The following is a 22162-nucleotide window of genomic DNA, read 5'->3' as shown; positions in this document are numbered from 1 at the left end:
ACTCGAGGCTCAGCCCGCGCCCCTGCAGCCAGGCTTCGGCCTCGGCAACGCTGGCGCAGCCGTGGAAGTTGGTCATCGCCGCGGCGCGGGCTGCCATGGGCTGGATGATGAGGGCCTGAAAGCTGTCGGGAATGACCGTGGCCGCGGCGACGAGCCGTGAGCCAGGGCATCCTCGAAGAAGGCCCAGATGCCGTCCAGCGCCTCGGGCGTCGCGCCTTCCCAGGCGGCGGTGTCGCTGAGCAGGCCCCAGGGCCGGCCGGCATGCTCACGTGCCAGGCGGCCACCCTCCTCCTGTAGCTTCTCGGCGGCGACCTCGTTCCAGGTGCCCTCCAGGCGCAGTACCAACACTTCGCCTCGCCATGCGAGGCTGAAGTGACCGTGCTGGCTCCACGGCAAGTTCATGGCATCAGACCTGAGCCTGCATGCGACCGACGACGTCCCGCACCTCGCTCAGCAACGCCGGCACGTCGATGGTGGTCGGCTGGCGCTCCTTGAGCACCTGCCGGCCGCCCACCCACACGTTGCTGACCTGCTCACGGCCCGCCACGTAGACGAGCTGGGCGGCGGCGTTGTAGACCGGCTGGCACTCGATGCTGTCCAGCGACACGGCGACGCAATCGGCCAGCTTGCCGATCTCCAGCGAGCCCAGGTCGTGAGCCCGGCCCATGGCCTTGGCGGCGCGGATGGTGGCCATCTCCAGCGCCGTGCGCGCGGAAGCCACCGTCGGGTCGCCGGTGATGCCCTTGGCCAGCAGCGCGGCCGAGCGGATCTCGCCGAACATGTCCAGGCGGTTGTTGGAGGCGGCGCCGTCGGTGCCGAGGATGGTGTTGACGCCAGCCGCTTCCAGTGCCTTGAGTGGCATGACGCCCGAGGCCAGCTTCAGGTTGGAGTTGGGGTTGTGCACCAGGTGCACGCCCTTCTTCGCCATCAGCTCGATCTCGGCCTCGTTGAGATGGACCATGTGCACGGCGATCATGCGCTCGCTGAACAGGCCCAGCTTGTCCAGCCGCTCGATCGGCCGCACGCCATGCGCCTTGATGCCGTCCTCGACCTCGCCCGCAGTCTCGTGGATGTGGCAGTGCATCTGGATGTCCAGCTTCTCGGCCAGGTCGCGCAGCTTGATGAAGGTCTCGTCCGACACCGTGTAGGGCGCGTGCGGCGCGCTGGTCCAGTCGAGCAGCTTCTCGCCCTTGTACTGCTCGTAGGCGGCGATGCCCTTGGCGATGTAGTCGTCCGGGCCCGAGGCATAGCCAGTGGGGAAGTCGATGACGTTCATCGACACGGCGGCACGCACGCCCGAGTCCACGGCGGCGCGGGCCATCGCGGTCGGGAAGAAGTACATGTCGTTGATATAGGTCGTGCCGCTGCGCAGGCCTTCGGCGGCCGCGAGCTTGGAGCCCAGATAGGTCCACTCTTCGCTGACCCACTTCTTCTCCAGCGGCCAGATGTGGTTCTGCAACCAGTCCATCAGCGGCACGTCGTCGGCCACACCGCGCAGCAGCGTCATGGCCGAGTGCGCATGGCCGTTGATGAGGCCGGGGATGAGGATCTGCTCGGGCAGCTCGACACGCTCGGCTTGCGGGTACTGGGCCAGCAGGTCCGCACGCGGGCCGACGGCGGCAATACGCTCGCCGTCGATCAGCAGCGCATGGTTGTCGAGCACGGGCTCGCCTGGCTTCATGGTCAGCAGCCAACGGGGCAGCAGCAGGGTCTGGGACATCGTGTTCTCCTTGTGGGATTTCAGTTGTTCTGTGCGAGCAGTTGCTCGACTTCGTCGCGGCGCGGCATCGCGTCCTGCACGCCGGGGCGCGAGACAGCCAGGGCCGCAGCGGCCTGGGCAAAGGCAAGTGCCTTCTCGATGAGTTGGCCCTCGGCCAGCGCGGTGACAAGCGCTCCGACGAGGGTATCGCCGGCACCGACGGTGTCGACCGCCTTCACGCGCCGGGYCGGCACACGGCGGGTACCTTGATCGTCGACCCAGCACAGGCCATCCGCGCCCAGCGACACCAGCACCGAGGCCGGTCCCTTGGCACGCAGCGCCTGGGCTAGCACTTCCGGCTCGGCCGCCGCACCGCCCAAAGTCGTGACCAAGGCCTGGGCTTCGAGCGCGTTGACGACCAGCACGTCGACGAGGGGCAATAGGGACTCGCAGCCGGGGCGGTAAGGGGCCGCGTTCAGCAGCGTCCTCACGCCGGCCGCGCGGGCACGCTCGAAGGCGCGGGCGATGCTTGGCAGTGGCAGTTCCTGCTGGGCGATGAGCCAGCGCAGGCCCGTCAAGTCCAGGGCCTCGACCTGCGCCAGCGGCAGCGTGCCGTTGGAGCCGGCGACGGTGACGATCTGGTTCTCGGCATCCTCGGCGCCGACGACGATGAGGGCAACACCCGGCACCTCGTCGGCCGGCTGGGCGATGGCGCGCGTGTCGACGCCCTCGCCTTTCAGCTGCTCCACCATGGCCGCGCCGTTCTCCAACAGGCCCACACGCGCCGCCAAGGCGACGTGCGCGCCCAGTCGCGACGCAGCCACCGCCTGATTGGCACCCTTGCCGCCCAGGCAGGAACCAAACCGCTGGCCACGCAAGGTCTCACCCGGCAGCGGCAGGCGCGGCGCATGCACGATGAGGTCGCGGTTGACGCTGCCGAGGACGAGGATCTCAGGTGCAGTGGCCATGGAATTTGGGGGTCTCCAAACGAAAGAACCCCTCGGAGGACCGAGGGGTTCGCGTGAAGCTAGAGCCGATCAGCGCTGGGCGATGGGCTTGACTTCGCGCGGCGTGGCGCCGACGAAGAGCTGGCGCGGGCGGCCGATCTTGTACTCGGGGTCGCCGATCATCTCATTGAGCTGGGCGATCCAGCCCACCGTGCGGGCCAGCGCGAAGATGGCCGTGAACAGCGGCACCGGGATGCCGATGGCGCGCTGCACGATGCCCGAGTAGAAGTCGACGTTCGGGTAGAGCTTGCGGGCGACGAAGTACTCGTCTTCCAGCGCAATCTTTTCCAGCTTCATGGCCAGTTCGAACAGCGGGTCGTTTTCCAGGCCCAGCTCGCTCAGCACCTCGTGGCAGGTCTCGCGCATCAGCTTGGCGCGCGGGTCGTAGTTCTTGTAGACACGGTGACCGAAGCCCATCAGCTTGACGCCGGAGTTCTTGTCCTTGACCTTGTTGACGAACTCGCCGATGCGGGCGACGCCGCCCTGCTTCTGGATGTCGCCCAGCATGTTCAGGCAGGCCTCGTTGGCGCCGCCGTGGGCGGGGCCCCACAGGCAGGCCACGCCGGCTGCGATGGCCGCGAACGGGTTGGTGCCCGACGAGCCGCACAGGCGCACGGTGGACGTCGACGCGTTCTGCTCGTGGTCGGCRTGCAGSRTGAAGATGCGGTCCATCGCGCGCACCAGCACSGGGTTSGGSMYGTAGTCYTCRCASGGCGTGGCRAACATCATKCGCATGAAGTTGCCGGCGTASSTGAGGTYGTTCTKCGGRTAGATGTASGGCTGGCCGAYSGTGTACTTGTAGGCCATAGCCACGAGCGTCGGCATCTTGGCGATCAGACGGATCGCCGAGATCTCGCGGTGCTCGGGGTTATTGATGTCCGTGCTGTCGTGATAGAACGACGACATCGCACCCACCAGGYCGGTCATGACGGCCATCGGGTGGGCGTCACGGCGGAAGCCGCGCAGGAAGAACTGCATCTGCTCGTTGACCATGGTGTGGTGCATCACACGGTCTTCGAAGTTGGCCTTCTCGGCCGCGTTCGGCAGCTCTCCGTAGAGCAGCAGGTAGCAGGTCTCGAGGTAGTCGCAGTTCACCGCGAGTTGCTCGATGGGGTAGCCGCGGTACAGCAGCTCGCCCTTGTCACCGTCGATGTAGGTGATGGTGGAGTTGCACGACGCCGTCGACAGGAAGCCCGGGTCGTAGGTGAACTTGCCGGTCTGCGCGTAGAGCTTGCGGATGTCGATGACATCCGGGCCGATGCTGCCCTTGTACAGGGGCAAGTCCATCGAGGGGCTGCCGTCGGAGAACGACAGGGTGGCTTTCACGTCGGACGGGGTCATGGTGCAGTCCTTTGAGTATTGAAAATCAGTTCAGGTGCGCAGTTCGGCAAGAACTTTGTGCACCGCAGCAGTGTCGATTTCACCACTGGGTTCCTTGCGGCGCAGTAACAGGTCGAGAAGGTCGTTGTCGGCCAGGTCCATCAAGGCGGTCAGGCCGTCGGCCAGCGTCACGCTGATGCCATCGGGATGACGGTTGAAGAAGCGCTCGATGAGGATGTCGTTCTCGAGCAGGCCCCGACGGCAGCGCCAGCGCAGCTTGGACAGCGCACGCTCATCAATCAGGGCCTCTACTGCTTCAACCATCGTCAGACCGCGCGGCGGACCATCAATTCCTTGATCTTGCCGATGGCCTTCGTGGGGTTGAGCCCTTTGGGGCAGACGTCCACGCAGTTCATGATGGTGTGGCAGCGGAACAGGCGGTACGGGTCTTCGAGGTTGTCCAGGCGTTCGGCGGTGGCTTCATCGCGGCTGTCGGCGATGAAGCGGTAGGCCTGCAAGAGACCTGCCGGGCCAACGAACTTGTCGGGGTTCCACCAGAAGCTCGGGCAGCTCGTCGAGCAGCTCGCGCACAGGATGCACTCGTACAGGCCATTGAGCTCGTCGCGCTCCTCGGGCGACTGCAGCCGCTCGGTCTCGGGCGGGATGTTGTCGTTGACGAGGTAGGGCTTGATCGAGTGGTACTGCTTGAAGAACTGCGTCATGTCGACGATCAGGTCGCGCACGACGGGCAGGCCCGGCAGCGGCTTGAGCACGATGGTGCCCGGCAGCGTGCGCATATTCGTCAGGCAGGCCAGGCCGTTCTTGCCGTTGATGTTCATCGCGTCCGAACCGCAGACGCCTTCGCGGCAGGAACGGCGGAAGGACAGGCTGGGGTCAACAGCCTTCAGCTTGTTCAAGGCATCCAGCAACATACGCTCGGAGCCATCCAGCTCGACCTCGAGGGTCTGCATGTAGGGCTTGGCGTCCTTGTCCGGGTCGTAGCGGTAAATCTGGAAGGTGCGCTTCATGATCTTGGGTGTCCTCGGCGGCTAGCCGTCAGAAGGTGCGGACCTTCGGGGGGATGGAGTCGACAGTCAGCGGCTTGAGATTGACCGGCTTGTAGTCCAGCCGGTTGCCCTCGGAGTACCACAGCGTGTGCTTCATCCACTGCTCGTCGTTGCGGCCGYTGGGGTGGGCCGGTGTGTCGCCGTAGTCGTTCACGGTGTGGGCGCCACGGCTCTCGGTGCGGGCGGCGGCCGAGACGATGGTGGCCTTGGCCGCCTCGATCAGGTTCTCCACTTCCAGCGCCTCGATGCGCGCCGTGTTGAAGACCTTGGACTTGTCCTTGAGCGTGATGTTCTTGACCCGCTCGGCAATCGCGGCAATCTGCGTCACGCCCTCGTTGAGCATGGCCTGCGTGCGGAACACGCCCGCGTGCTGCTGCATGGCGGCGCGCAGGTCGTTGGCCACGTCCTGGGCGTACTCGCCATCAGTGCTGCCGTCCAGGCGCGCCAGGCGGGCCAGCGAACGGTCGGCCGCGTCGGCGGGCAGCGCCTTGTACGACTGCTTGCCCAGGTCCGCTGCCACCAGGTGGTTGCCGGCCGCGCGGCCGAACACCAGCAGGTCCAGCAGCGAGTTGGTGCCCAGGCGGTTGGCACCGTGCACGCTGACGCAGGCGCATTCGCCCACCGCGTACAAGCCCTTGACGATCTCGTTGGGCTTGCCGTCCTTGGGCACCACCACCTGGCCATGGATGTTGGTGGGGATGCCACCCATCTGGTAGTGGATGGTCGGCACGACGGGGATGGGTTCCTTCGTGATGTCGACGTTGGCGAAGTTGTGGCCGATCTCCAGCACCGAGGGCAGGCGCTTGGCAATCGTCTCGCCACCCAGGTGGGTCATGTCGAGGTTGATGTAGTCTTTGTTCGGACCACAGCCTCGGCCTTCCTTGATCTCCTGGTCCATGCAGCGCGAGACGAAGTCGCGCGGCGCCAGGTCCTTCAGCGTCGGCGCGTAGCGCTCCATGAAGCGCTCGCCGTTGGCGTTGCGCAGGATGGCGCCTTCGCCACGGCAGCCTTCGGTCAGCAGCACGCCGGCGTTGTGCACGCCCGTGGGGTGGAACTGCCAGAACTCCATGTCTTCCAGCGGAATGCCGGCGCGCGCCGCCATGCCCAGGCCGTCGCCGGTGTTGATGAAGGCATTGGTGCTGGCTGCAAAGATGCGCCCGGCGCCGCCGGTGGCCAGCAGCACGGTCTTGCCTTGGAGGATGTGGACCTCGCCGGTCTCCATCTCCAGCGCGGTCACGCCGACCACGTCGCCCTCGGCGTCGCGGATCAGGTCCAGTGCCATCCACTCGACGAAGAAGTTGGTGCGCGCCTTGACGTTCTGCTGATACAGCGTGTGCAGCATTGCGTGGCCGGTGCGGTCGGCCGCAGCGCAGGCGCGCTGCACGGGCTTTTCGCCATAGTTTGCGGTATGGCCGCCGAACGGGCGCTGGTAGATGGTGCCGTCGGCGTTGCGGTCGAACGGCATGCCGAAGTGCTCAAGCTCGTAGACGACCTTGGGTGCCTCGCGGCACATGAACTCGATGGCGTCCTGGTCGCCCAACCAGTCCGAGCCCTTGACGGTGTCGAAGAAGTGGTAGTGCCAGTTGTCCTCGGACATGTTGCCCAGGGACGCGCCGATGCCGCCCTGGGCGGCGACGGTGTGCGAGCGGGTCGGGAAGACCTTGGACAGCACGGCCACGTTCAGCCCGGCCAGCGCCAGCTGCAGCGAGGCGCGCATGCCGGAGCCGCCGGCTCCGACGATGACCACGTCGAACTTGCGGGTCGAAATCTTTGCCGTCGTCATCAGAGTCTCCACAGCACCTGGATGGCCCAACCGGCACAGCCGAGCAACCACACGATAGAAATCACCTGCAGGGTCAGTCGGATGCCGACCGGCTGCACATAGTCCATCCAGATGTCCCGCACGCCCACCCAGGCGTGATAGGCCAGCGCGACGATGGCCACGAAGGTCAGGAGCTTCATCCACTGCGGCGCGAAAACGCCTGCCCAATGGTCGTAGCCCAGTTCGCCGGGCATCAGGAAGCGGGCCAGCACCGCAACGGTGAACAAGGCCATCAGCACGGCGGTGACGCGCTGGGCAAGCCAGTCACGCAGGCCGTAGTGCGCGCCAACGACGATGCGCTTGGAGCCGAAAGTACTCATGTTGTTGTCCTTGTCAGTACAGGCCGAACAGCTTGGCGCCGAGCAGCAACGTCAGCGCCGTGCTCAGGACCAGGGTCACCAGCGCCGAGTTGTGGCCCTGGGCCTTGCTGACGCTGTGCGTCGCATCCATCCACAGATGGCGCACGCCGGCGATGAAGTGCAGCAGATAGGCCCACAGCAGGCCCAGCGCGACGAGCTTGACGAACCAGCCCGGCAGGCCGACGACGCCGGCCGCGAAAACGTTGGTGAAGCCGTCGTACGAGATCTCCGACGTCAGGCTTGCATCCAGCATCCACATCACGAACGGCAGTAGCAGGAACATCAGCAGGCCGCTGATGCGATGCAGGATCGAGACGATGCCGGCGGGAGGCAGGCGGTAGGACAGGATCTGGGTGACGTGAATATTTCGGTATACGGGTCTTGGCTTTGCACTGTCCGTCATGGGTCGGCCCTGCGTAATCGAGGTGAAACCAAACAATTCTAGGGCCAAGCGTTCACCCGAACCGCCTTCATGCTGCACTGCGCCATCGTCAGTTTCAGTTCAACTCATTGCGGTAGTGATCGACGCTGGTGTGGTAGAGCCCGCGCCTCAATTCGACCGGCCGGTCGCCGTAGGTATAGGCCAGGCGCTCGACGCTGAGCAGCGGCTCTCCCAGGGGAACATGCAGGAGCGCCGCCGCTTGCGGCGTCGCGGCGACGGCGCGCAGCTTCTCCTCGGCCCTCACCATGTGCACGCCGAAACTCGACTCAAAGAGCGCATACAGCGTGCCGGGGTGGGCTGCTATCACTTCTGCGTTCAGGCCTTCGAAATGCCGCTCGGGAAGCCAGAGTTCATCAAGCACGACGGGTCGGTCACGCCGATGCAACAGCCGGCGGACTTCAATGACGGGCTCGGACGTGCGCAGGCCAAGCGCCCGGGCGACATCGGCCGAGGCGCGCACGCGGCGGCAGCCCAGCAACTCGCGCGTGAAGCCGCGCGCCTCGTCGTCCGCCACCAGGCGCAGGAAGCGGAACTGCTGGCGCGGCGCGGCATGCGTGGACACAAAGGTGCCGCTGCCCTGGCGGCGCTCGACGATGTGCGCGGCCGTCAGCTCGTCCAGCGCCCGCCGCACCGTGCCGGCACTGGCGCCGAAGCGCTCGGCCAGCGCCGCCTCGCTCGGCAGCGCGTCGCCGGGCCGCCACTCGCCGGCAGCCAGCGCCGCGACGATCAACTGGCGGATCTGTTCGTAGAGCGGCGCGGGAGACCTGGGCTTGGCGGCGGGCATTGGCGCATTGCAGCACAGGGTCTGCCCCTACACTTGTCGGGTTCAGGGCAGCACGCCCTAGCCCGCTTTTTCAACTGCCCCTTCGGAGACTTTCATGAGCAAGAAACCCGTTCGCGTCGCCGTCACCGGCGCCGCCGGCCAGATTGGCTATGCCCTGCTGTTTCGCATCGCCTCGGGCGAAATGCTGGGCAAGGACCAACCCGTCATCCTGCAACTGCTGGAGATTCCCGACGAGAAGGCTCAGAACGCCCTGAAGGGCGTCATCATGGAACTCGAAGACTGCGCCTTCCCGCTTCTGGCCGGCATCGAAGCGCACAGCGACCCGCTGACCGCCTTCAAGGACACCGACTACGCACTGCTGGTTGGCTCGCGCCCGCGCGGCCCCGGCATGGAACGCGCCGAGCTGCTGTCCATCAACGGCGCCATCTTCACGACGCAGGGCAAGGCCCTCAACGCCGTGGCCTCGCGCAACGTCAAGGTGCTGGTGGTGGGCAACCCCGCCAACACCAATGCCTACATCGCAATGAAGTCGGCCCCGGACCTGCCGGCCAAGAACTTCACCGCCATGCTGCGCCTGGACCACAACCGCGCTGCCAGCCAACTGGCCGCCAAGACCGGCAAGGCCGTCGCCTCCATCGAAAAGCTGGCCGTGTGGGGCAACCACTCGCCGACGATGTACGCCGACTATCGCAACGCCACCATCGACGRCCAGTCGGTGAAGGAATTGATCAACGACGAGCAGTGGAACCGTGAGGTCTTCCTGCCTACCGTCGGCAAGCGCGGCGCGGCCATCATTGCCGCTCGCGGCCTGTCGTCGGCCGCCTCGGCCGCCAACGCCGCCATCGACCACATGCGCGACTGGGCCCTGGGCAGCAACGGCAAGTGGGTGACGATGGGCATTCCGTCGGGCGGCGAATACGGCATCCCCAAGGAAGTCATGTTCGGCTACCCCGTCACCACCGAAGGCGGCGAGTACAAGATCGTCCAGGGCATCGAGATCGACGCCTTCTCGCAGGAGTGCATCAACAAGACGCTGAAGGAACTGACGGACGAGCAGGACGGCGTGAAGCACCTGCTGTAATCGGGCCAAGCCCACTGCAAAAGGGTCGGCATCGCCGGCCCTTTTTTCTTTGATGAACGCCCTTCTCCACCCTCGCCAGGCCCTGTTCGGGCATGAAGCGCCGCGCGACGTGCTGCCTGTCGTCGATCACTACTGCGGCGTCGAGGCGCGCATGCGCAAGAGCCTSGCSCTGCAGGCCGARYTSGGCCCSGTSTTCGACRTCACGCTSGACKSCGARGAYGGCGCCCCGRTCGGCGGCGAGGCCGAGCACGCGCTGCTGATCGCCGAGCTGGCCACGAGCGCCGCCAACCGCTTCGGCCGTGTCGGCGCGCGCGTCCATCCTTTTGGCCACGCCGCCTTCGCGGCCGATGTCGACACGCTGATCGCCAAGGCCGGCCAGCGCCTGGCCTATCTGATGCTCCCCAAGCCCGACAGCGCCGACGACGTGGAGCGCGCCGCTGCTGCCATCGACGCCGCCTGCGATCGCCACGGCCAGCCGAAGCTGCCGCTGCAGGTGCTCATCGAGACCCACGGTGCGCTGCGCGAGGTCTTCCGCATCGCCGCCCACCCACGTATCGAATCTCTGTCCTTCGGCCTGATGGACTTCGTCTCCGCGCATGGCGGCGCCATCCCCAAGACGGCGATGGAGCTGCCGGGGCAGTTCGAGCATCCGCTGGTCGTGCGCGCCAAGCTGGAGATCGCCGCCGCCGCACACGCCTTCGGCAAGACGCCTTCGCACTGCGTCGTCACCGAGTTCCGCGATGCCGAACGCCTGTCCGCCGCCGCGCGCTGCGCAGCACGCGAGTTTGGCTACACGCGCATGTGGAGCATCCACCCCGACCAGATCCGCCCCATCGTCGAAGCCTTCGCGCCGGCCGCCGACGAGATCGACGAAGCCGCCGAGCTGCTGCTGGCCGCGCACGCCGCGCACTGGGCACCGACCTCCTTCCGTGACCGGCTGCACGACCGCGCCAGCTACCGCTATTTCTGGACCGTGCTGGAGCGCGCCGAACGCACCGGCCGCGTGTTGCCCGCCGAGGCGCAGCAGGCGTTTTTCCCAGTAGCCATCGGGTAAATCACGGTGCCGTGTGCGATTTTTCGCGCCGGACAATGCCTACATCTGCTCACTGCGGCGCGGCCTGTTCAAGGCCATGATTCGGCGCCTCATTTCATTCTTCTCTCACCCCCACTTCCGATGCAGTTTCCCCCGCTCCGCCGCAGCGCCGCTGCCCTGATCCTCTGCGCCGCCCTTCCCGTTCTGGCACAGACGCCGCCCACCAAGGCAGCCACCAAGCCCGTTGCAGCCAAGCCCGCCGCCAAGCCGGTGGCTAAGGCCGCGCCCGCCAAGAAGACGCCGCCCCCGCCGCCCGAGCCCGTGCTGACGGATGCCGACGAAGCCCAACTCGCCGCCGCCGAGCGCGCCTACCTCGGCGACTACGCCTGCGAGTTCAAGGAGACCGTGCGTATCGACAAGCACCCCAAGGTGGCCGGCTACATCAACGTCGCCTGGAAGAAGCTGTTCATCACGATGAAGCCCGTGCTGTCGTCCACCGGCGCGCTGCGCCTGGAGGACGTGACCGGCCGCACGCTGATGATCCAGATCGCCAACAAGTCCATGCTGCTGGACACCAAGATCGGCCAGCGCCTGCTGGACGACTGCGTCCACCCCGAGCAGACCAAGCTGATGGAAGCCGCCAAGGCCGCCAGGATCAACGACCCCGAGGCCGAAGCCGCCGCCGCAGCGCGCAGCAGCCTGGGCATCACGCCCACGGCCGRCAAATGAGCCAGCCGGCCTGAACCTAGATCCGGCAGTTGACCGCTCGCTACTCATCGAAAGTCTCCGTGCATCAACATCTTGGCTACTTTGCGGGCTTCACCACTTCGTGAGCAGCGCTGCACGCCCGCTGGTCTGTCGCTTCGGGCCTCTGGCTGCGTTGCTCGCGCTTGCGGGCAGAGAGCCCGCCGCGCACTCTCGCCTTGCCAGTGACCCGCCTCGCCAGCCCCTCGGGCGCGCCCAACCGCCGAATCCAGGTTGAAACATCCAGGCACAGGTATGTAGAATGAATACATACTTTCTGATGCATACCTGAGTCGCTGCGGCCCCGTGGCGCTCAGCCGCTGGAGGCCGCCATGGAAGCCACCGTTGCCGAACGCGGGCAGATCACCCTGCCCAAAGCCGTCCGAGACGCCCTCGGCCTGACCAAGGGCACCACGCTCAAGGTCGAGCTGGACGGCGGGCGCATCATCCTGCGCAAGAACGTCGACGACGCGCTCGCCAAGCTGCGCGGGCGCTTCAAGCTGCCCGAGGGCACGACGACCGACGACGTCATGCGCGAACTGCGCGGTCGCGCGCCAGGCGATCCGGTCGACCTGTGATCGCCATCGACTCTTCCGTTCTCGTCGACCTGCTGGGCGGCGATACCGGCGCCGAGGCCGCAGAAGATTGCCTGCGCCAGGCCCTGTCGCGCGGCCCGGTTGTTGCTTGCGACGTCGTGCTGAGCGAAGTTGTATCGGGCCTGGGTTTCGGCGCCGAACTGCTGGACGCTCTCGAAGGTGTCGGCATCGTCTATTCCCCCATCGAGTCCCGCGCTGCCGTTCGCGCCGGCGAAATGCAGCGCCGCTACAAAGAGCGCCGCAGAGCCGCCGGCGAGGCTGCGGCCGGCCCGCGCACCGTTCCCGACTTCCTCATCGGCGCCCATGCCCTGTTGCAGTGCCAGGCGCTCATCACCCGCGACCAAGGTTTCTTTCGCGACTATTTCAAGGGCCTCAAGGTCATCGTGCCTGGCGCCTGATTTCTGCCTGACTTAACTGGAGACCCCCCATGCTCACCGCCTACCGCCAACACGCCGCTGAACGCGCCGCCCTCGGTATCCCGCCCCTTGCCCTGGAAGCCAAGCAGGTCGCCGAGCTGATCGAGCTGATCAAGGCCCCGCCCGCTGGTGAAGACGCCTTCCTGCTGGACCTGCTGACCCATCGCGTGCCCCCGGGCGTGGACGACGCGGCCAAGGTCAAGGCCTCGTTCCTGGCTGCGGTCGCGCACGGCGACATCACCGTGGGCCTCATTTCAAAGGCCAAGGCCACGGAGCTGCTCGGGACCATGGTGGGTGGCTACAACGTGCATCCGCTGATCGAGCTGCTGGACGACGCCGAAGTTGCCGGCGTGGCCGCGGAGGGCCTGAAGAAGACGCTGTTGATGTTCGACTTCTTCAACGACGTCGCCGCCAAGGCCAAGGCCGACAACGCGTACGCCAAGGACGTGATGCAGAGCTGGGCCAACGCCGAGTGGTTCACGTCGCGCCCCGAGGTCGACACCAAGATCACCGTCACCGTCTTCAAGGTGCCCGGCGAGACCAACACCGACGACCTGTCGCCCGCCCCCGACGCCTGGAGTCGCCCGGACATCCCGCTGCACTACCTGGCCATGCTGAAGAACACACGCGCCGACGCAGCCTTCACCCCCGAGGAAGACGGCAAGCGCGGCCCGATGCAGTTCGTCGAGGACCTGAAGAAGAAGGGCCACCTGGTCGCCTACGTCGGCGACGTCGTCGGCACCGGCTCCAGCCGCAAGTCCGCCACCAACTCGGTCATCTGGGCCACGGGCCAGGACATCCCTTTCGTGCCGAACAAGCGCTTCGGCGGCGTCACGCTGGGCGGCAAGATCGCGCCGATCTTCTTCAACACACAGGAAGACTCCGGCTCGCTGCCCATCGAAGTGGACGTGTCCAAGCTGGAAATGGGCGACGTCATCGACGTGCTGCCCTATGAAGGCAAGCTGGTGAAGAACGGCGAGACGGTCGCCACCTTCAAGCTCAAGAGCGACGTGCTGTTCGACGAAGTGCGCGCCGGCGGCCGCATCAACCTCATCATCGGCCGCTCGCTGACCGCCAAGGCGCGCGAGTTCCTGGGCCTGGCTGCCAGCACGCTGTTCCGCCTGCCCTCGCCGCCCGTGGCAACCAAGGCCGGCTTCACGCTGGCGCAGAAGATGGTCGGCCGCGCGGTCGGCCTGCCGGAAGGCCAGGGCGTGCGCCCGGGCACCTACTGCGAGCCCAAGATGACGACGGTCGGCTCGCAAGACACGACCGGCCCGATGACCCGCGACGAGCTGAAGGACCTGGCCTGCCTGGGCTTCTCGGCCGACCTGGTCATGCAGTCCTTCTGCCACACGGCCGCCTATCCCAAGCCCGTGGACGTGAAGACCCACCGCGAGCTGCCTGCCTTCATCAGCAACCGCGGCGGCGTGTCGCTGCGCCMGGGTGACGGCGTCATCCACAGCTGGCTGAACCGCCTGCTGCTGCCCGACACGGTCGGCACCGGCGGCGACTCGCACACCCGCTTCCCCATCGGCATCAGCTTCCCCGCAGGCTCCGGCCTCGTCGCCTTCGGCGCTGCCACCGGCGTGATGCCGCTGGACATGCCCGAGTCGGTGCTCGTGCGCTTCAAGGGCGAGATGCAGCCGGGCGTGACACTGCGCGACCTCGTGCATGCCATCCCGCTGTACGGCATCAAGGCCGGTCTGCTGACCGTTGCCAAGGCCGGCAAGAAGAACGCTTTCTCGGGCCGCATCCTGGAAATCGAAGGCCTGCCTGACCTGAAGGTCGAGCAAGCCTTTGAGCTGAGCGACGCCTCGGCCGAGCGCTCGGCCGCGGGCTGCACGATCAAGCTGAACCCGGCGCCGATCAAGGAGTACCTCACCAGCAACGTCGTGCTGATGAAGAACATGATCGCCGACGGCTATGCCGACGCGAAGACGCTGCAACGCCGCATCGAGAAGGTCGAGGCCTGGCTGGCCAACCCCGAACTGCTGGAAGCCGACAAGGACGCCGAGTACGCCCACGTCATCGAGATCGACCTGGCCGACATCAAGGAACCCATCCTCTGCTGCCCCAACGACCCGGACGACGCCAAATTCCTGTCCGAAGTCGCCGGCACCAAGATCGACGAGGCATTCATCGGCTCGTGCATGACCAACATCGGCCACTTCCGCGCCGCCGCCAAGCTGCTGGGCGGCCAGCGCGACATCCCGGTCAAGCTGTGGGTGGCCCCGCCCACCAAGATGGACCAGAGCGAGCTGATCAAGGAAGGCCACTACGCCGCCTTCGGCACGGCCGGCGCGCGCACCGAAATGCCGGGCTGCAGCCTGTGCATGGGCAACCAGGCGCAGGTGCGCGAGGGCGCGACCGTCGTGTCCACGTCCACCCGCAACTTCCCCAACCGCCTGGGCAAGAACACCAACGTGTTCCTGGCCTCGGCCGAGCTGGCGGCCATCGCCTCCAAGCTGGGCCACATCCCGACGGTGCAGGAGTACCACGAGGCCATGGGCGTCGTGAACAAGGACGGCGCGGCCATCTACAAGTACCTGAACTTCGACCAGATCGAGGAGTACGCCGACACGGCCAAGGCCGTCGCGGCCTGATCCTTCCCCGCCCTACCGAGGCCCGCCACTGGCGGGCCTTTTTCATGGTCGGCCGGCAAGCCCTGGCACCCGCCGTGAACTCCGCACGGCCCCGTCATCGGCGCCTTGGGGTGGCGCTCCAAGAGGCGACTTCTTGTCTATACAAGTTGTTACGCATACGTAAGAATTCGTGTCATCCCGTCCGCCAGCGGCCGGGTCAAGCCACCACCTTCTTCTGTCCAGGGCAAGTCCGCGCGAAAGCCGGATACGCAAAGCCACCGGCCTAACAGCAGCGCGCCAGCGCCGCTCACGGCAGCGGAGCCGCCAGAACGTCCGCCCCACAAGGGCAGGCCCGTGCGCCCTGGGCAACAACCCGTTGCCCACCATGATCCAACTGCTGACCCGCTTCAAGATCGGCCCCCGCCTGGCCACCAGCTTCTTCGTGTTGCTGCTCGCCATGGGCACGCTCTGCGCCCTCGCCCTGGGAGGCCTGCACGAGTTGGCCGACCAGTTGCGCTTCATCCGCGACGACCGCCTGCCCAAGGTCGAGCGCCTCGTCGCCGTCGCCGACAACATCAACAAGATCGCGCGGCAGACCCGCAACATCCTGCTCTACGACGACCTGCAGAAGCAGACCGGCTGGCTGGCCTCCATTGCCAAGGCGCGCGAGGACAACCGGCAGCTGTGGGCCGAGATCACGCCCAGCGTGCGCTCCGAGGAGGGCCGCCGCCTGCTGGCCCAGGCCCAGAAGCTGGGCGACGCCTTCGAGAACGACCTGGGCGCCTTCCTGCTGCACATCAGGGCCGGCGAAATGCACGAGGCCACCGACCTGCTGGAGCGCAGCTTGCGCGAGTCGCAGCTCGCGTACACCAAGCAAGTCGACGAGATCAAGGCGCGCGAGATCGCCCGCATCGGCAAGTCGGCCGACGAGGCCGACTCGCTCTTCCAGCGTGCGCGCCTGATGGTGCTGGCCGGCGGCGCCGCGCTGCTGGCCCTGGGCTCCCTGCTGTGCTGGAGCCTCACCCATTCCATCGTCGCCCCGCTGCGCCGCGCCGTGCGCGACGCCCGGCGCATGGCCGCCGGTGATCTGAGCGAACCCGTCACGGCTCGGGGCCGCGACGAAGCCGCCGACATGCTGACCGCGCTGGGCGCGATGCAGCAAGGCCTGCGCGGCATCGTCACCGAGGTGCGCGAAGGCGTGGCCTCGGTGGCCACGGCCAGCCAGCAAATCGCCCAGGGCAACCAGGACCTCAGCGCCCGCACCGAGGAGCAGGCCTCGTCACTGCAGCAGACAACCGCCAGCGTCGAGCAGATCAGCGGCAACGTGAAGACCGGCGCAGAGCATGCCCAGGAGGCCAACCAGTTGGCGGGCCGCGCCCGTGCGGTGGCCGAGCGCGGCGGCGAACTGGTCGAGCGTGCGGTCAGCCAGATCAGCCGGCTGGAAGCCTCCAGCAAGCGCATCGCCGACATCATCGGCACCATTGACGGCATCGCCTTCCAGACCAATATCCTGGCGCTGAACGCCGCCGTCGAAGCGGCGCGTGCTGGCGAACAGGGGCGCGGCTTCGCGGTCGTGGCGGGCGAAGTGCGCACGCTGGCCCAGCGCTGCGCCGAGGCGGCCCGCGAAATCAAGGGCCTGGTGCAGGGCTCGGTCGAGCAGGTGCAGGACAGCAGCGAACTGGTGCGCGGCACCGGCGCCGTCATGGGCGAGATCGTCACCCAGGTGCAACGCGTGTCGGCCATGGTCGGCCAGATCAGCCAGAGCTCGCGCGAGCAGGACCAAGGCATCGTCGAGATCCACCAGTCCATGGGCCAGCTCGACGACATGACCCAGCGCAACGCCTCGCTGGCCGAGGAAAGCACGGCCGCCGCCGAGAGCCTGCGTCTGCAGGCCGAGCAGCTGACCCGCGCCGTCGCCAGCTTCCGCCTGGAGGCCTGATCGAGGGTCTGGGCGGTGATGGCGGCCGGCTTTCGCCTGGCCGCTGATTTCTTGGCGACACTGCGGCGCTGCCACATTGCCGCTAGAAGCCTCGCATGGAAATCGTCGCCGCCGTCCTGTTCGCCCTGGCCCTGGTGCACACCTTCGCCACCAAGTTCTTCGAGCACCTGGCCCACCGCCATCCTCGCCATGCCGGCCTGTTCCACCTGCTCGGCGAGGTCGAGGTGGTGTTCGGCTTCTGGGCCGTCGTGCTGGTCGCCGTGATGGCGGTCGTGCAGGGCGGCGCTCAGGCCGTCGAGTACGCCGAGACCCGCCAGTACGTCGAGCCACTGTTCGTCTTCGTCATCATGGTCGTGGCCGGCTCCCGGCCGGTGCTTGAGGCGATCAAGGCGCTGGTGGCGGCCCTCGCCAGACTGATGCCCATGCGGGGCGTCACGGCGCAGACCTGGCTGTGCATGGCCATCGTGCCGCTGATCGGCTCGCTGATCACCGAGCCTGCCGCGATGACGCTGGCCGCTCTGATGCTGGCCCCGCGCGTCTTCCACATCGGTATCCCGGAACGGATCAAGTACCTCGCATTGGGCGCGCTCTTCGTCAACATCTCCATCGGCGGCACGCTGACCTCCTTCGCCGCGCCGCCGGTGCTGATGGTGGCGGCCACCTGGCAGTGGAGCAGCGCCTTCATGGCCGCCACCTTCGGCTGGAAGGCGGCCATCGCGGTGCTCATCAATGCCACGGCCATCACCGTGCTGCTGCGCAAGCATCTGCGCGACGAGGCGCCCGACGCGGCCGGCGAGGCGCCGCCGCCCGTGCCTGCGCTCGTCATGGCCATCCACCTGGCCTTCCTGGCCGGCGTGGTGGTGTTCGCCCACCATCCGGTCATCTTCCTGGGGCTGTTCCTGCTCTTTCTCGGCTTTGCGCAGGCCTACGAAAAGCACCAGACGCCGCTGATCCTGAAGGAGGCGCTGCTGGTGGGCTTCTTCCTGGCCGGCCTGGTGGTGCTGGGCGGCATGCAGCAATGGTGGCTGCAACCCATCGTGTCCAGCCTGCAGCCCACGGCGCTGTTCTTTGGCGCGCTGGGGCTGACCGCCATTACCGACAACGCGGCGCTGACCTATCTGGGTTCGCTGATCGAGGGCATGTCAGACCCGGCCAAGTACATGCTGGTTGCCGGCGCCGTGGCGGGCGGCGGCCTGACCGTCATCGCCAACGCACCCAACCCGGCCGGCGTGGCCCTGCTCAAGCGCGGTTTCGAGGACGAATCCATCGGCGCGGGCGGCCTGCTGCTCGGCGCCCTGCTGCCGACGGCGGTGGCGGCGGCCTTGTTCCTGCTGTAGCCAGGCCCCGCAAGAGTGCGCCCATGCTGGGGCGCAGCGCACAAAAGAAAACGGACGCCGAGGCGTCCGTTTCTTTCGATTCTCATCGAGATTTTTTGGGGTGGCTGATGGGGCTCGAACCCACGACAACAGGAATCACAATCCTGGACTCTACCAACTGAGCTACAACCACCGCAGAGCCACGCAGTATAGCGCAAAAATCAGGGTGCGCTGGCAGCCGACGCCGGAGCGGCGACCTTGATGACGGCCTTGTACTGGGACTTGAGCGCAGCCAGATAGGCCTGGCTTTCGGCGCGGGCCCAGGCGCTGGCGTATTGCTGGGTGGCGCGCTTGTCGTCGATGACGGCGGGGTCGCGCGGCTGCAGCTGGTTGATGCGCACGACGACATAGCTGCCGTCTTCCGCCGCAACGCCGACGGCCGCCGGCAGCTTGGCCGCGTCGGCGCCGAGCACGGCTTCGAGCTGGGCGCGCGTGAGGTTCAGCGGCTTGGCGCGCGAGACGGTGACGGCGGCCTCCAGGCCGGCGGTGTCGGCACCGTTGGCCTTCAGCGCGGCCAGGCGGGCCTCGCCAGCCTTCTTGGCATCTGCGGTAGCGAGCTTGTTGACGAGCAGGCTGCGCACCTTGTCCTTCACGTCGGCCAGCGGCGGCACGCGGGTCGGGTTGTGCTGCGTGACGCGGGCCGAGACGAGCTGGCTGGGGCCGGTCTCGACAGCCTCGGTGTTGCGCTTGTTGCGCAGCGCGTCGGCGCCGAAGACGGCGTCCAGCAGCTTGGGCGAGGCCAGCGGGCCGAGGGCACCCGGCTGCGGCTGGCGAGCGACCGTGGCGGTCTGGATAGTCAGCTTGAGCTTGTCGGCGGCGGCCTGCAGGCTGTCGGACTGTTCGTAGACGAGATTGCCGAACTGATCGGCGGCCTCGGAATAGCGGCGCTGGGCGAGCTGCTTGCGCACTTCGGACTCGACCTCGGCGCGCACGGCGTCAAAGGGCTTCTTCTCGCCGCCACGGGTGCCGGTGAACTGGATGATGTGGAAGCCGAAGTCGGTCTCGACGAGGTTGCTGATCTCGCCCTGCTTCATCGCGTAGACGKCGGCGTCGAACTCCTTGACCATGGCGCCACGGCCAAAGAAGTCGAGGTCGCCGCCGTTGACCGCCGAGCCCTCGTCCTGCGAGTTCTTCTTGGCGACTTCGGCGAAGGACGCGGGGTTCTTGCGCACCTGGGCCAGCAATTCCTCGGCCTTGGCCTTGGCCTTGGCGCGCTCGTCGGCGGGCGCGCTGCGCTCGGCCTTGATGAGGATGTGGCTGGCGCGACGCTCTTCCGGCACGCCGTAGCGCGAGGCGTTCTCGTCGTAGTACTTGCGCAGGTCTTCCTCGGTGAAGCTGACATCCTTCTTCAGCGCCTCCAGGTCCAGCACGAGGTACTGGATCTGGGCCGATTCGGGCAGCTGGAAGCCGGCGGCGTTGGCCGGGTCCTTGTAGAAGGCCTCGAGCTCGGCGTCGCTCGGGTTGAGCTTGGCGGCGAAGTCCTTGATGTCGAAGCGCTGCACTTGCACTTCGCGCTGCTGCAGCAGTGAGTCAAAGGCGAGCTTGGCGTTGGCGGTACCGACAACCGTGGAGGTCTCGACGGGCGCGGTGACCTGGCGCAGCGCGTAGTCCTGGCGCAGGCGCTCAAGGAAGCCGGACGGCGTCATGCCCTGGGCAGCGAGGATGGCCTTGTTGACCGTGCCGTCGGGGTTGCGCAGGAAGGCGAACTGCGGGTCGTTCCAGAAGCGCGCGTTGACGGCGTCGGCGCCGGGTGTGAAGTGCTGGTGATTGGCGGCAGCCTGCAGCGTGCGCTCGCTGACGAGGCCGTCGAGGGCTTGCCGCTTGATCTCGGGCGTGTCGAGCAGCTTGGCGTCGACGCTGGGGTTCTGGCGGCGGATCCGGTCGGCCTGCTCGCGCAGGGCGACGTCCCACTCGGCCTGGGTGATCTTGCGGCCATCGACGCTGGCCACGCCGGCGTTGGCGCCACCCATCATGCTGGTGTAGCCCTGCATGCCGACGAAGGCGAAGGACGGCAGGATCAGCAGCAGCAGGATGAACTGGAACAGGCGCGTATGAGCGCGGACGAATTCAAACATCTCGAAAGCCTTGAGGGATCGTGTGCGGCCTTGCGCGACCAAGTGGGCGCGCATCAAACGCAAGTCATGACGCAACAAAGGCGAACCGAGGTTCGCCTTCGAGGGGAGTCGCATTCTATGGTGGGCGCTGACGGGCTCGAACCGCCGACAATCTCCGTGTAAGGGAGGTGCTCTACCAACTGAGCTAAGCGCCCGGGAAAAACCGGGAGAAACCTGGGACCGACTGAATTATCAGTTCAGTTCACGGCGTCCTTGAGCGCCTTGCCGGGTTTGAACTTGGGCACCTTGGCCGATTTGATCTTGATCGTATCGCCGGTGCGCGGGTTGCGGCCGGCGCGCGCGGCGCGCTTGGTGATGCTGAAGGTGCCGAAGCCCACCAGCGAGACGGTGCCGTTCTTCTTCAGCGTCGTCTTGACACCGCCGATGACGGCCTCGAGCGCACGGCCAGCGGCGGCCTTGGAGATGTCGGCCTGCTTGGCGATGTGCTCGATCAATTCGGACTTGTTCACTCGTGCCCCCAGATTGACGATTCAGCGGTTGGGCCATGCACCCATGACCGAGATGCAGAGCTGCTATGCGAATGCTTGCCCGCGTACTGCCGGGAGCCATGGGAGGCCGCCAAATCGACGGCCCGGGCTCGCGCGGGGAAGCGGATTCTAGACGCGCGCCAGACGCCGCGAGGGGCGGGAAAAGTCCCGATACAACTCGTTTGAGGGGTGTCTGGTCAGCGCGCTTCAACGCGCTTTAGCGCGGATTTCCGGCACGGCCTTGCGCATGTAATAGACCATCGACCAGATGGTCAGCACCACGGCCGCATAGATGAGCCAGGTCCCCCATAGATGGGTGGAGATGACGCCAAAAAGAGGACCGTCGTACAGCAGGAAGGGGATGGCCACCATCTGCGCGGTGGTCTTGAGCTTGCCGACCATGTGCACGGCGACGCTGCGGGCCGCGCCGATCTGGGCCATCCACTCGCGCAACGCGGAGATGGTGATCTCGCGACCGATGATGACCAGGGCGACGAAGGCATCCACGCGCTGCAGCTTGAGCAGCACCAGCAGCGCGGAGCAGACCATCAGCTTGTCGGCCACCGGATCGAGGAAGGCACCGAAGGACGAAGTCTGGTTGAGCTTGCGGGCCAGATAGCCGTCCAGCCAGTCGGTCAGCGCGACGACGACGAACATCACCGTCGCGAGCAGGTTCTGGTGGGCGGGCGTCATGTCCAGGTAGAACACCCCGACGATCAGCGGGATGGCCACGATGCGGGCCCAGGTCAGCAGAGTCGGGACGGTCAGGAACATGGCTTTGATTGTGCCCAACCCTGGGGCATCGCCACCGCCTGCTTGTGGTGGCGAACCCTCAGTCCAGACTGCGCGGTTTGAAGCGGCGGTCCTCGTCGAAGAGGAAGGTCTCGGTGAAGCGCCACGGCTCGGGCATGCGGCGCACGTCGCCGAACGGTGCGGCGCGGTGCACGGCGTCGATGGCCATCTGCAGCGTTTCGGGGCCGAACCTGGGCGGGCGGACGACATTGATCTTGCGCACGCTGCCGTCGGCCTTCACTTCCACGTCCAGCACGATGACCGTCAGCAGATGYGAGGGCGCTGGCGTCATGTAGCTGCGCTCGGGGTTGGCCATGACGAGGCGCTCGGCGGCCTGGCGGCGCAGTTCCTCATGGGTGCGCACGGCCTTGGGTGCCGGCATGCCCTGGGGCTTGGGCAGGGCGGTGGAGGGCTGCGGTGCGGATGGGGCCACGGGCGCCGGCGTGTGGGCGACGACGGGCGCCGGCGCGGCGACCGGCGCGGGAGCCGGCGCACGGCGCA

General features: G+C 66.9%; 22 protein-coding genes, 2 tRNA genes and 1 riboswitch. Of the genes, 8 read left to right on the top strand and 16 right to left on the bottom strand.

What is annotated here, in order from left to right:
* Positions 1–72: 72 nt before the first annotated feature.
* The 10 genes from ACXRVZ_RS24895 to ACXRVZ_RS24850 form a co-directional block, all read right to left on the bottom strand.
* Positions 73–402 (bottom strand): hypothetical protein, encoded by a 330-nt coding sequence (locus tag ACXRVZ_RS24895; protein ID WP_457426347.1) that lies wholly within the window; start codon positions 400–402, stop codon positions 73–75.
* Between the two features lie 4 nt (positions 403–406).
* A complete protein-coding gene (locus ACXRVZ_RS24890; RefSeq protein WP_458232958.1) occupies positions 407–1720 on the bottom strand; it encodes a TRZ/ATZ family hydrolase in 1314 nt (437 codons plus the stop codon).
* 20 nt (positions 1721–1740) lie between these two features.
* Complete coding sequence (locus ACXRVZ_RS24885; RefSeq protein ID WP_458232957.1) at positions 1741–2667, bottom strand: ribokinase; 927 nt, start codon at positions 2665–2667, stop codon at positions 1741–1743.
* A gap of 69 nt (positions 2668–2736) precedes the next feature.
* Entirely contained in the window at positions 2737–4047 is a 1311-nt protein-coding gene (gene gltA / locus ACXRVZ_RS24880; protein ID WP_458232956.1) for a citrate synthase, read from the bottom strand.
* A 30-nt stretch (positions 4048–4077) separates the two neighbouring features.
* Entirely contained in the window at positions 4078–4350 is a 273-nt protein-coding gene (locus tag ACXRVZ_RS24875) for an FAD assembly factor SdhE (RefSeq protein ID WP_458232955.1), read from the bottom strand.
* Positions 4351–4352: 2 nt separating this feature from the next.
* The gene (locus ACXRVZ_RS24870; protein WP_458232954.1) at positions 4353–5054 is read right to left on the bottom strand and encodes a succinate dehydrogenase iron-sulfur subunit; all 702 of its coding nucleotides are present in this window, start codon (positions 5052–5054) and stop codon (positions 4353–4355) included.
* 28 nt (positions 5055–5082) lie between these two features.
* Entirely contained in the window at positions 5083–6876 is a 1794-nt protein-coding gene (gene sdhA / locus ACXRVZ_RS24865; RefSeq protein ID WP_458232953.1) for a succinate dehydrogenase flavoprotein subunit, read from the bottom strand.
* A complete protein-coding gene (gene sdhD, locus ACXRVZ_RS24860; protein ID WP_457427731.1) occupies positions 6876–7235 on the bottom strand; it encodes a succinate dehydrogenase, hydrophobic membrane anchor protein in 360 nt (119 codons plus the stop codon). Before sdhD ends, sdhA begins: the two co-directional genes overlap by 1 nt.
* Positions 7236–7248: 13 nt before the next feature.
* Positions 7249–7677 (bottom strand): succinate dehydrogenase, cytochrome b556 subunit, encoded by a 429-nt coding sequence (gene sdhC, locus ACXRVZ_RS24855; protein ID WP_457427729.1) that lies wholly within the window; start codon positions 7675–7677, stop codon positions 7249–7251.
* Between the two features lie 94 nt (positions 7678–7771).
* Positions 7772–8500, bottom strand: coding sequence for a GntR family transcriptional regulator (locus ACXRVZ_RS24850; protein WP_457427727.1), 729 nt, complete (start codon positions 8498–8500; stop codon positions 7772–7774).
* A gap of 94 nt (positions 8501–8594) precedes the next feature.
* Between ACXRVZ_RS24850 and ACXRVZ_RS24845 the strand changes: the two genes are divergently transcribed.
* The 8 genes from ACXRVZ_RS24845 (at position 8595) to ACXRVZ_RS24810 (ending at position 18228) form a co-directional block, all read left to right on the top strand.
* Positions 8595–9581: a malate dehydrogenase gene (locus ACXRVZ_RS24845; protein WP_458232952.1), complete on the top strand. Its 987-nt coding sequence runs from the start codon at positions 8595–8597 to the stop codon at positions 9579–9581.
* Positions 9582–9633: 52 nt separating this feature from the next.
* Positions 9634–10635 (top strand): HpcH/HpaI aldolase/citrate lyase family protein, encoded by a 1002-nt coding sequence (locus tag ACXRVZ_RS24840; protein ID WP_458232951.1) that lies wholly within the window; start codon positions 9634–9636, stop codon positions 10633–10635.
* 120 nt (positions 10636–10755) lie between these two features.
* Complete coding sequence (locus ACXRVZ_RS24835) at positions 10756–11343, top strand: hypothetical protein (protein WP_458232950.1); 588 nt, start codon at positions 10756–10758, stop codon at positions 11341–11343.
* 347 nt (positions 11344–11690) lie between these two features.
* A complete protein-coding gene (locus tag ACXRVZ_RS24830; RefSeq protein ID WP_457427719.1) occupies positions 11691–11936 on the top strand; it encodes an AbrB/MazE/SpoVT family DNA-binding domain-containing protein in 246 nt (81 codons plus the stop codon).
* Positions 11933–12352: a type II toxin-antitoxin system VapC family toxin gene (locus ACXRVZ_RS24825; protein WP_457427717.1), complete on the top strand. Its 420-nt coding sequence runs from the start codon at positions 11933–11935 to the stop codon at positions 12350–12352. The genes ACXRVZ_RS24830 and ACXRVZ_RS24825 overlap by 4 nt, the downstream gene beginning before the upstream one ends.
* Positions 12353–12381: 29 nt before the next feature.
* Positions 12382–14973, top strand: a complete 2592-nt coding sequence (gene acnB, locus ACXRVZ_RS24820) for a bifunctional aconitate hydratase 2/2-methylisocitrate dehydratase (protein ID WP_458232949.1) — start codon at positions 12382–12384, stop codon at positions 14971–14973.
* Between the two features lie 212 nt (positions 14974–15185).
* A riboswitch (cyclic di-GMP riboswitch) is annotated at positions 15186–15281 on the top strand.
* Between the two features lie 56 nt (positions 15282–15337).
* Positions 15338–16891: a methyl-accepting chemotaxis protein gene (locus tag ACXRVZ_RS24815; protein WP_457427713.1), complete on the top strand. Its 1554-nt coding sequence runs from the start codon at positions 15338–15340 to the stop codon at positions 16889–16891.
* Positions 16892–16986: 95 nt separating this feature from the next.
* Positions 16987–18228, top strand: a complete 1242-nt coding sequence (locus ACXRVZ_RS24810) for a putative Na+/H+ antiporter (RefSeq protein WP_457427711.1) — start codon at positions 16987–16989, stop codon at positions 18226–18228.
* Between the two features lie 96 nt (positions 18229–18324).
* Here the strand turns inward: ACXRVZ_RS24810 and ACXRVZ_RS24805 are convergent.
* From ACXRVZ_RS24805 to ACXRVZ_RS24780, 6 genes are all read right to left on the bottom strand, one after another.
* Positions 18325–18400: transfer RNA gene (locus tag ACXRVZ_RS24805), tRNA-His, on the bottom strand.
* Positions 18401–18428: 28 nt separating this feature from the next.
* Positions 18429–20342 carry a SurA N-terminal domain-containing protein gene (locus ACXRVZ_RS24800; protein WP_458232948.1) on the bottom strand — a complete coding sequence of 638 codons (1914 nt, stop codon included), beginning with the start codon at positions 20340–20342 and terminating at the stop codon, positions 18429–18431.
* A gap of 118 nt (positions 20343–20460) precedes the next feature.
* Positions 20461–20536: transfer RNA gene (locus ACXRVZ_RS24795), tRNA-Val, on the bottom strand.
* Positions 20537–20578: 42 nt separating this feature from the next.
* Positions 20579–20851 carry an HU family DNA-binding protein gene (locus ACXRVZ_RS24790; protein ID WP_056201680.1) on the bottom strand — a complete coding sequence of 91 codons (273 nt, stop codon included), beginning with the start codon at positions 20849–20851 and terminating at the stop codon, positions 20579–20581.
* A gap of 225 nt (positions 20852–21076) precedes the next feature.
* The gene (gene pgsA, locus ACXRVZ_RS24785; RefSeq protein WP_457427705.1) at positions 21077–21643 is read right to left on the bottom strand and encodes a CDP-diacylglycerol--glycerol-3-phosphate 3-phosphatidyltransferase; all 567 of its coding nucleotides are present in this window, start codon (positions 21641–21643) and stop codon (positions 21077–21079) included.
* A gap of 58 nt (positions 21644–21701) precedes the next feature.
* The coding region (locus tag ACXRVZ_RS24780) for a hypothetical protein (RefSeq protein ID WP_458232947.1) at positions 21702–22162 on the bottom strand (461 nt) is incomplete at its 5' end.

The sequence above is a fragment of the Roseateles sp. P5_E8 genome (assembly GCF_054177665.1).
The sequence above is the reverse complement of the archived record's forward strand: the minus strand, read 5'-3'. Positions and strand labels throughout refer to the sequence as shown.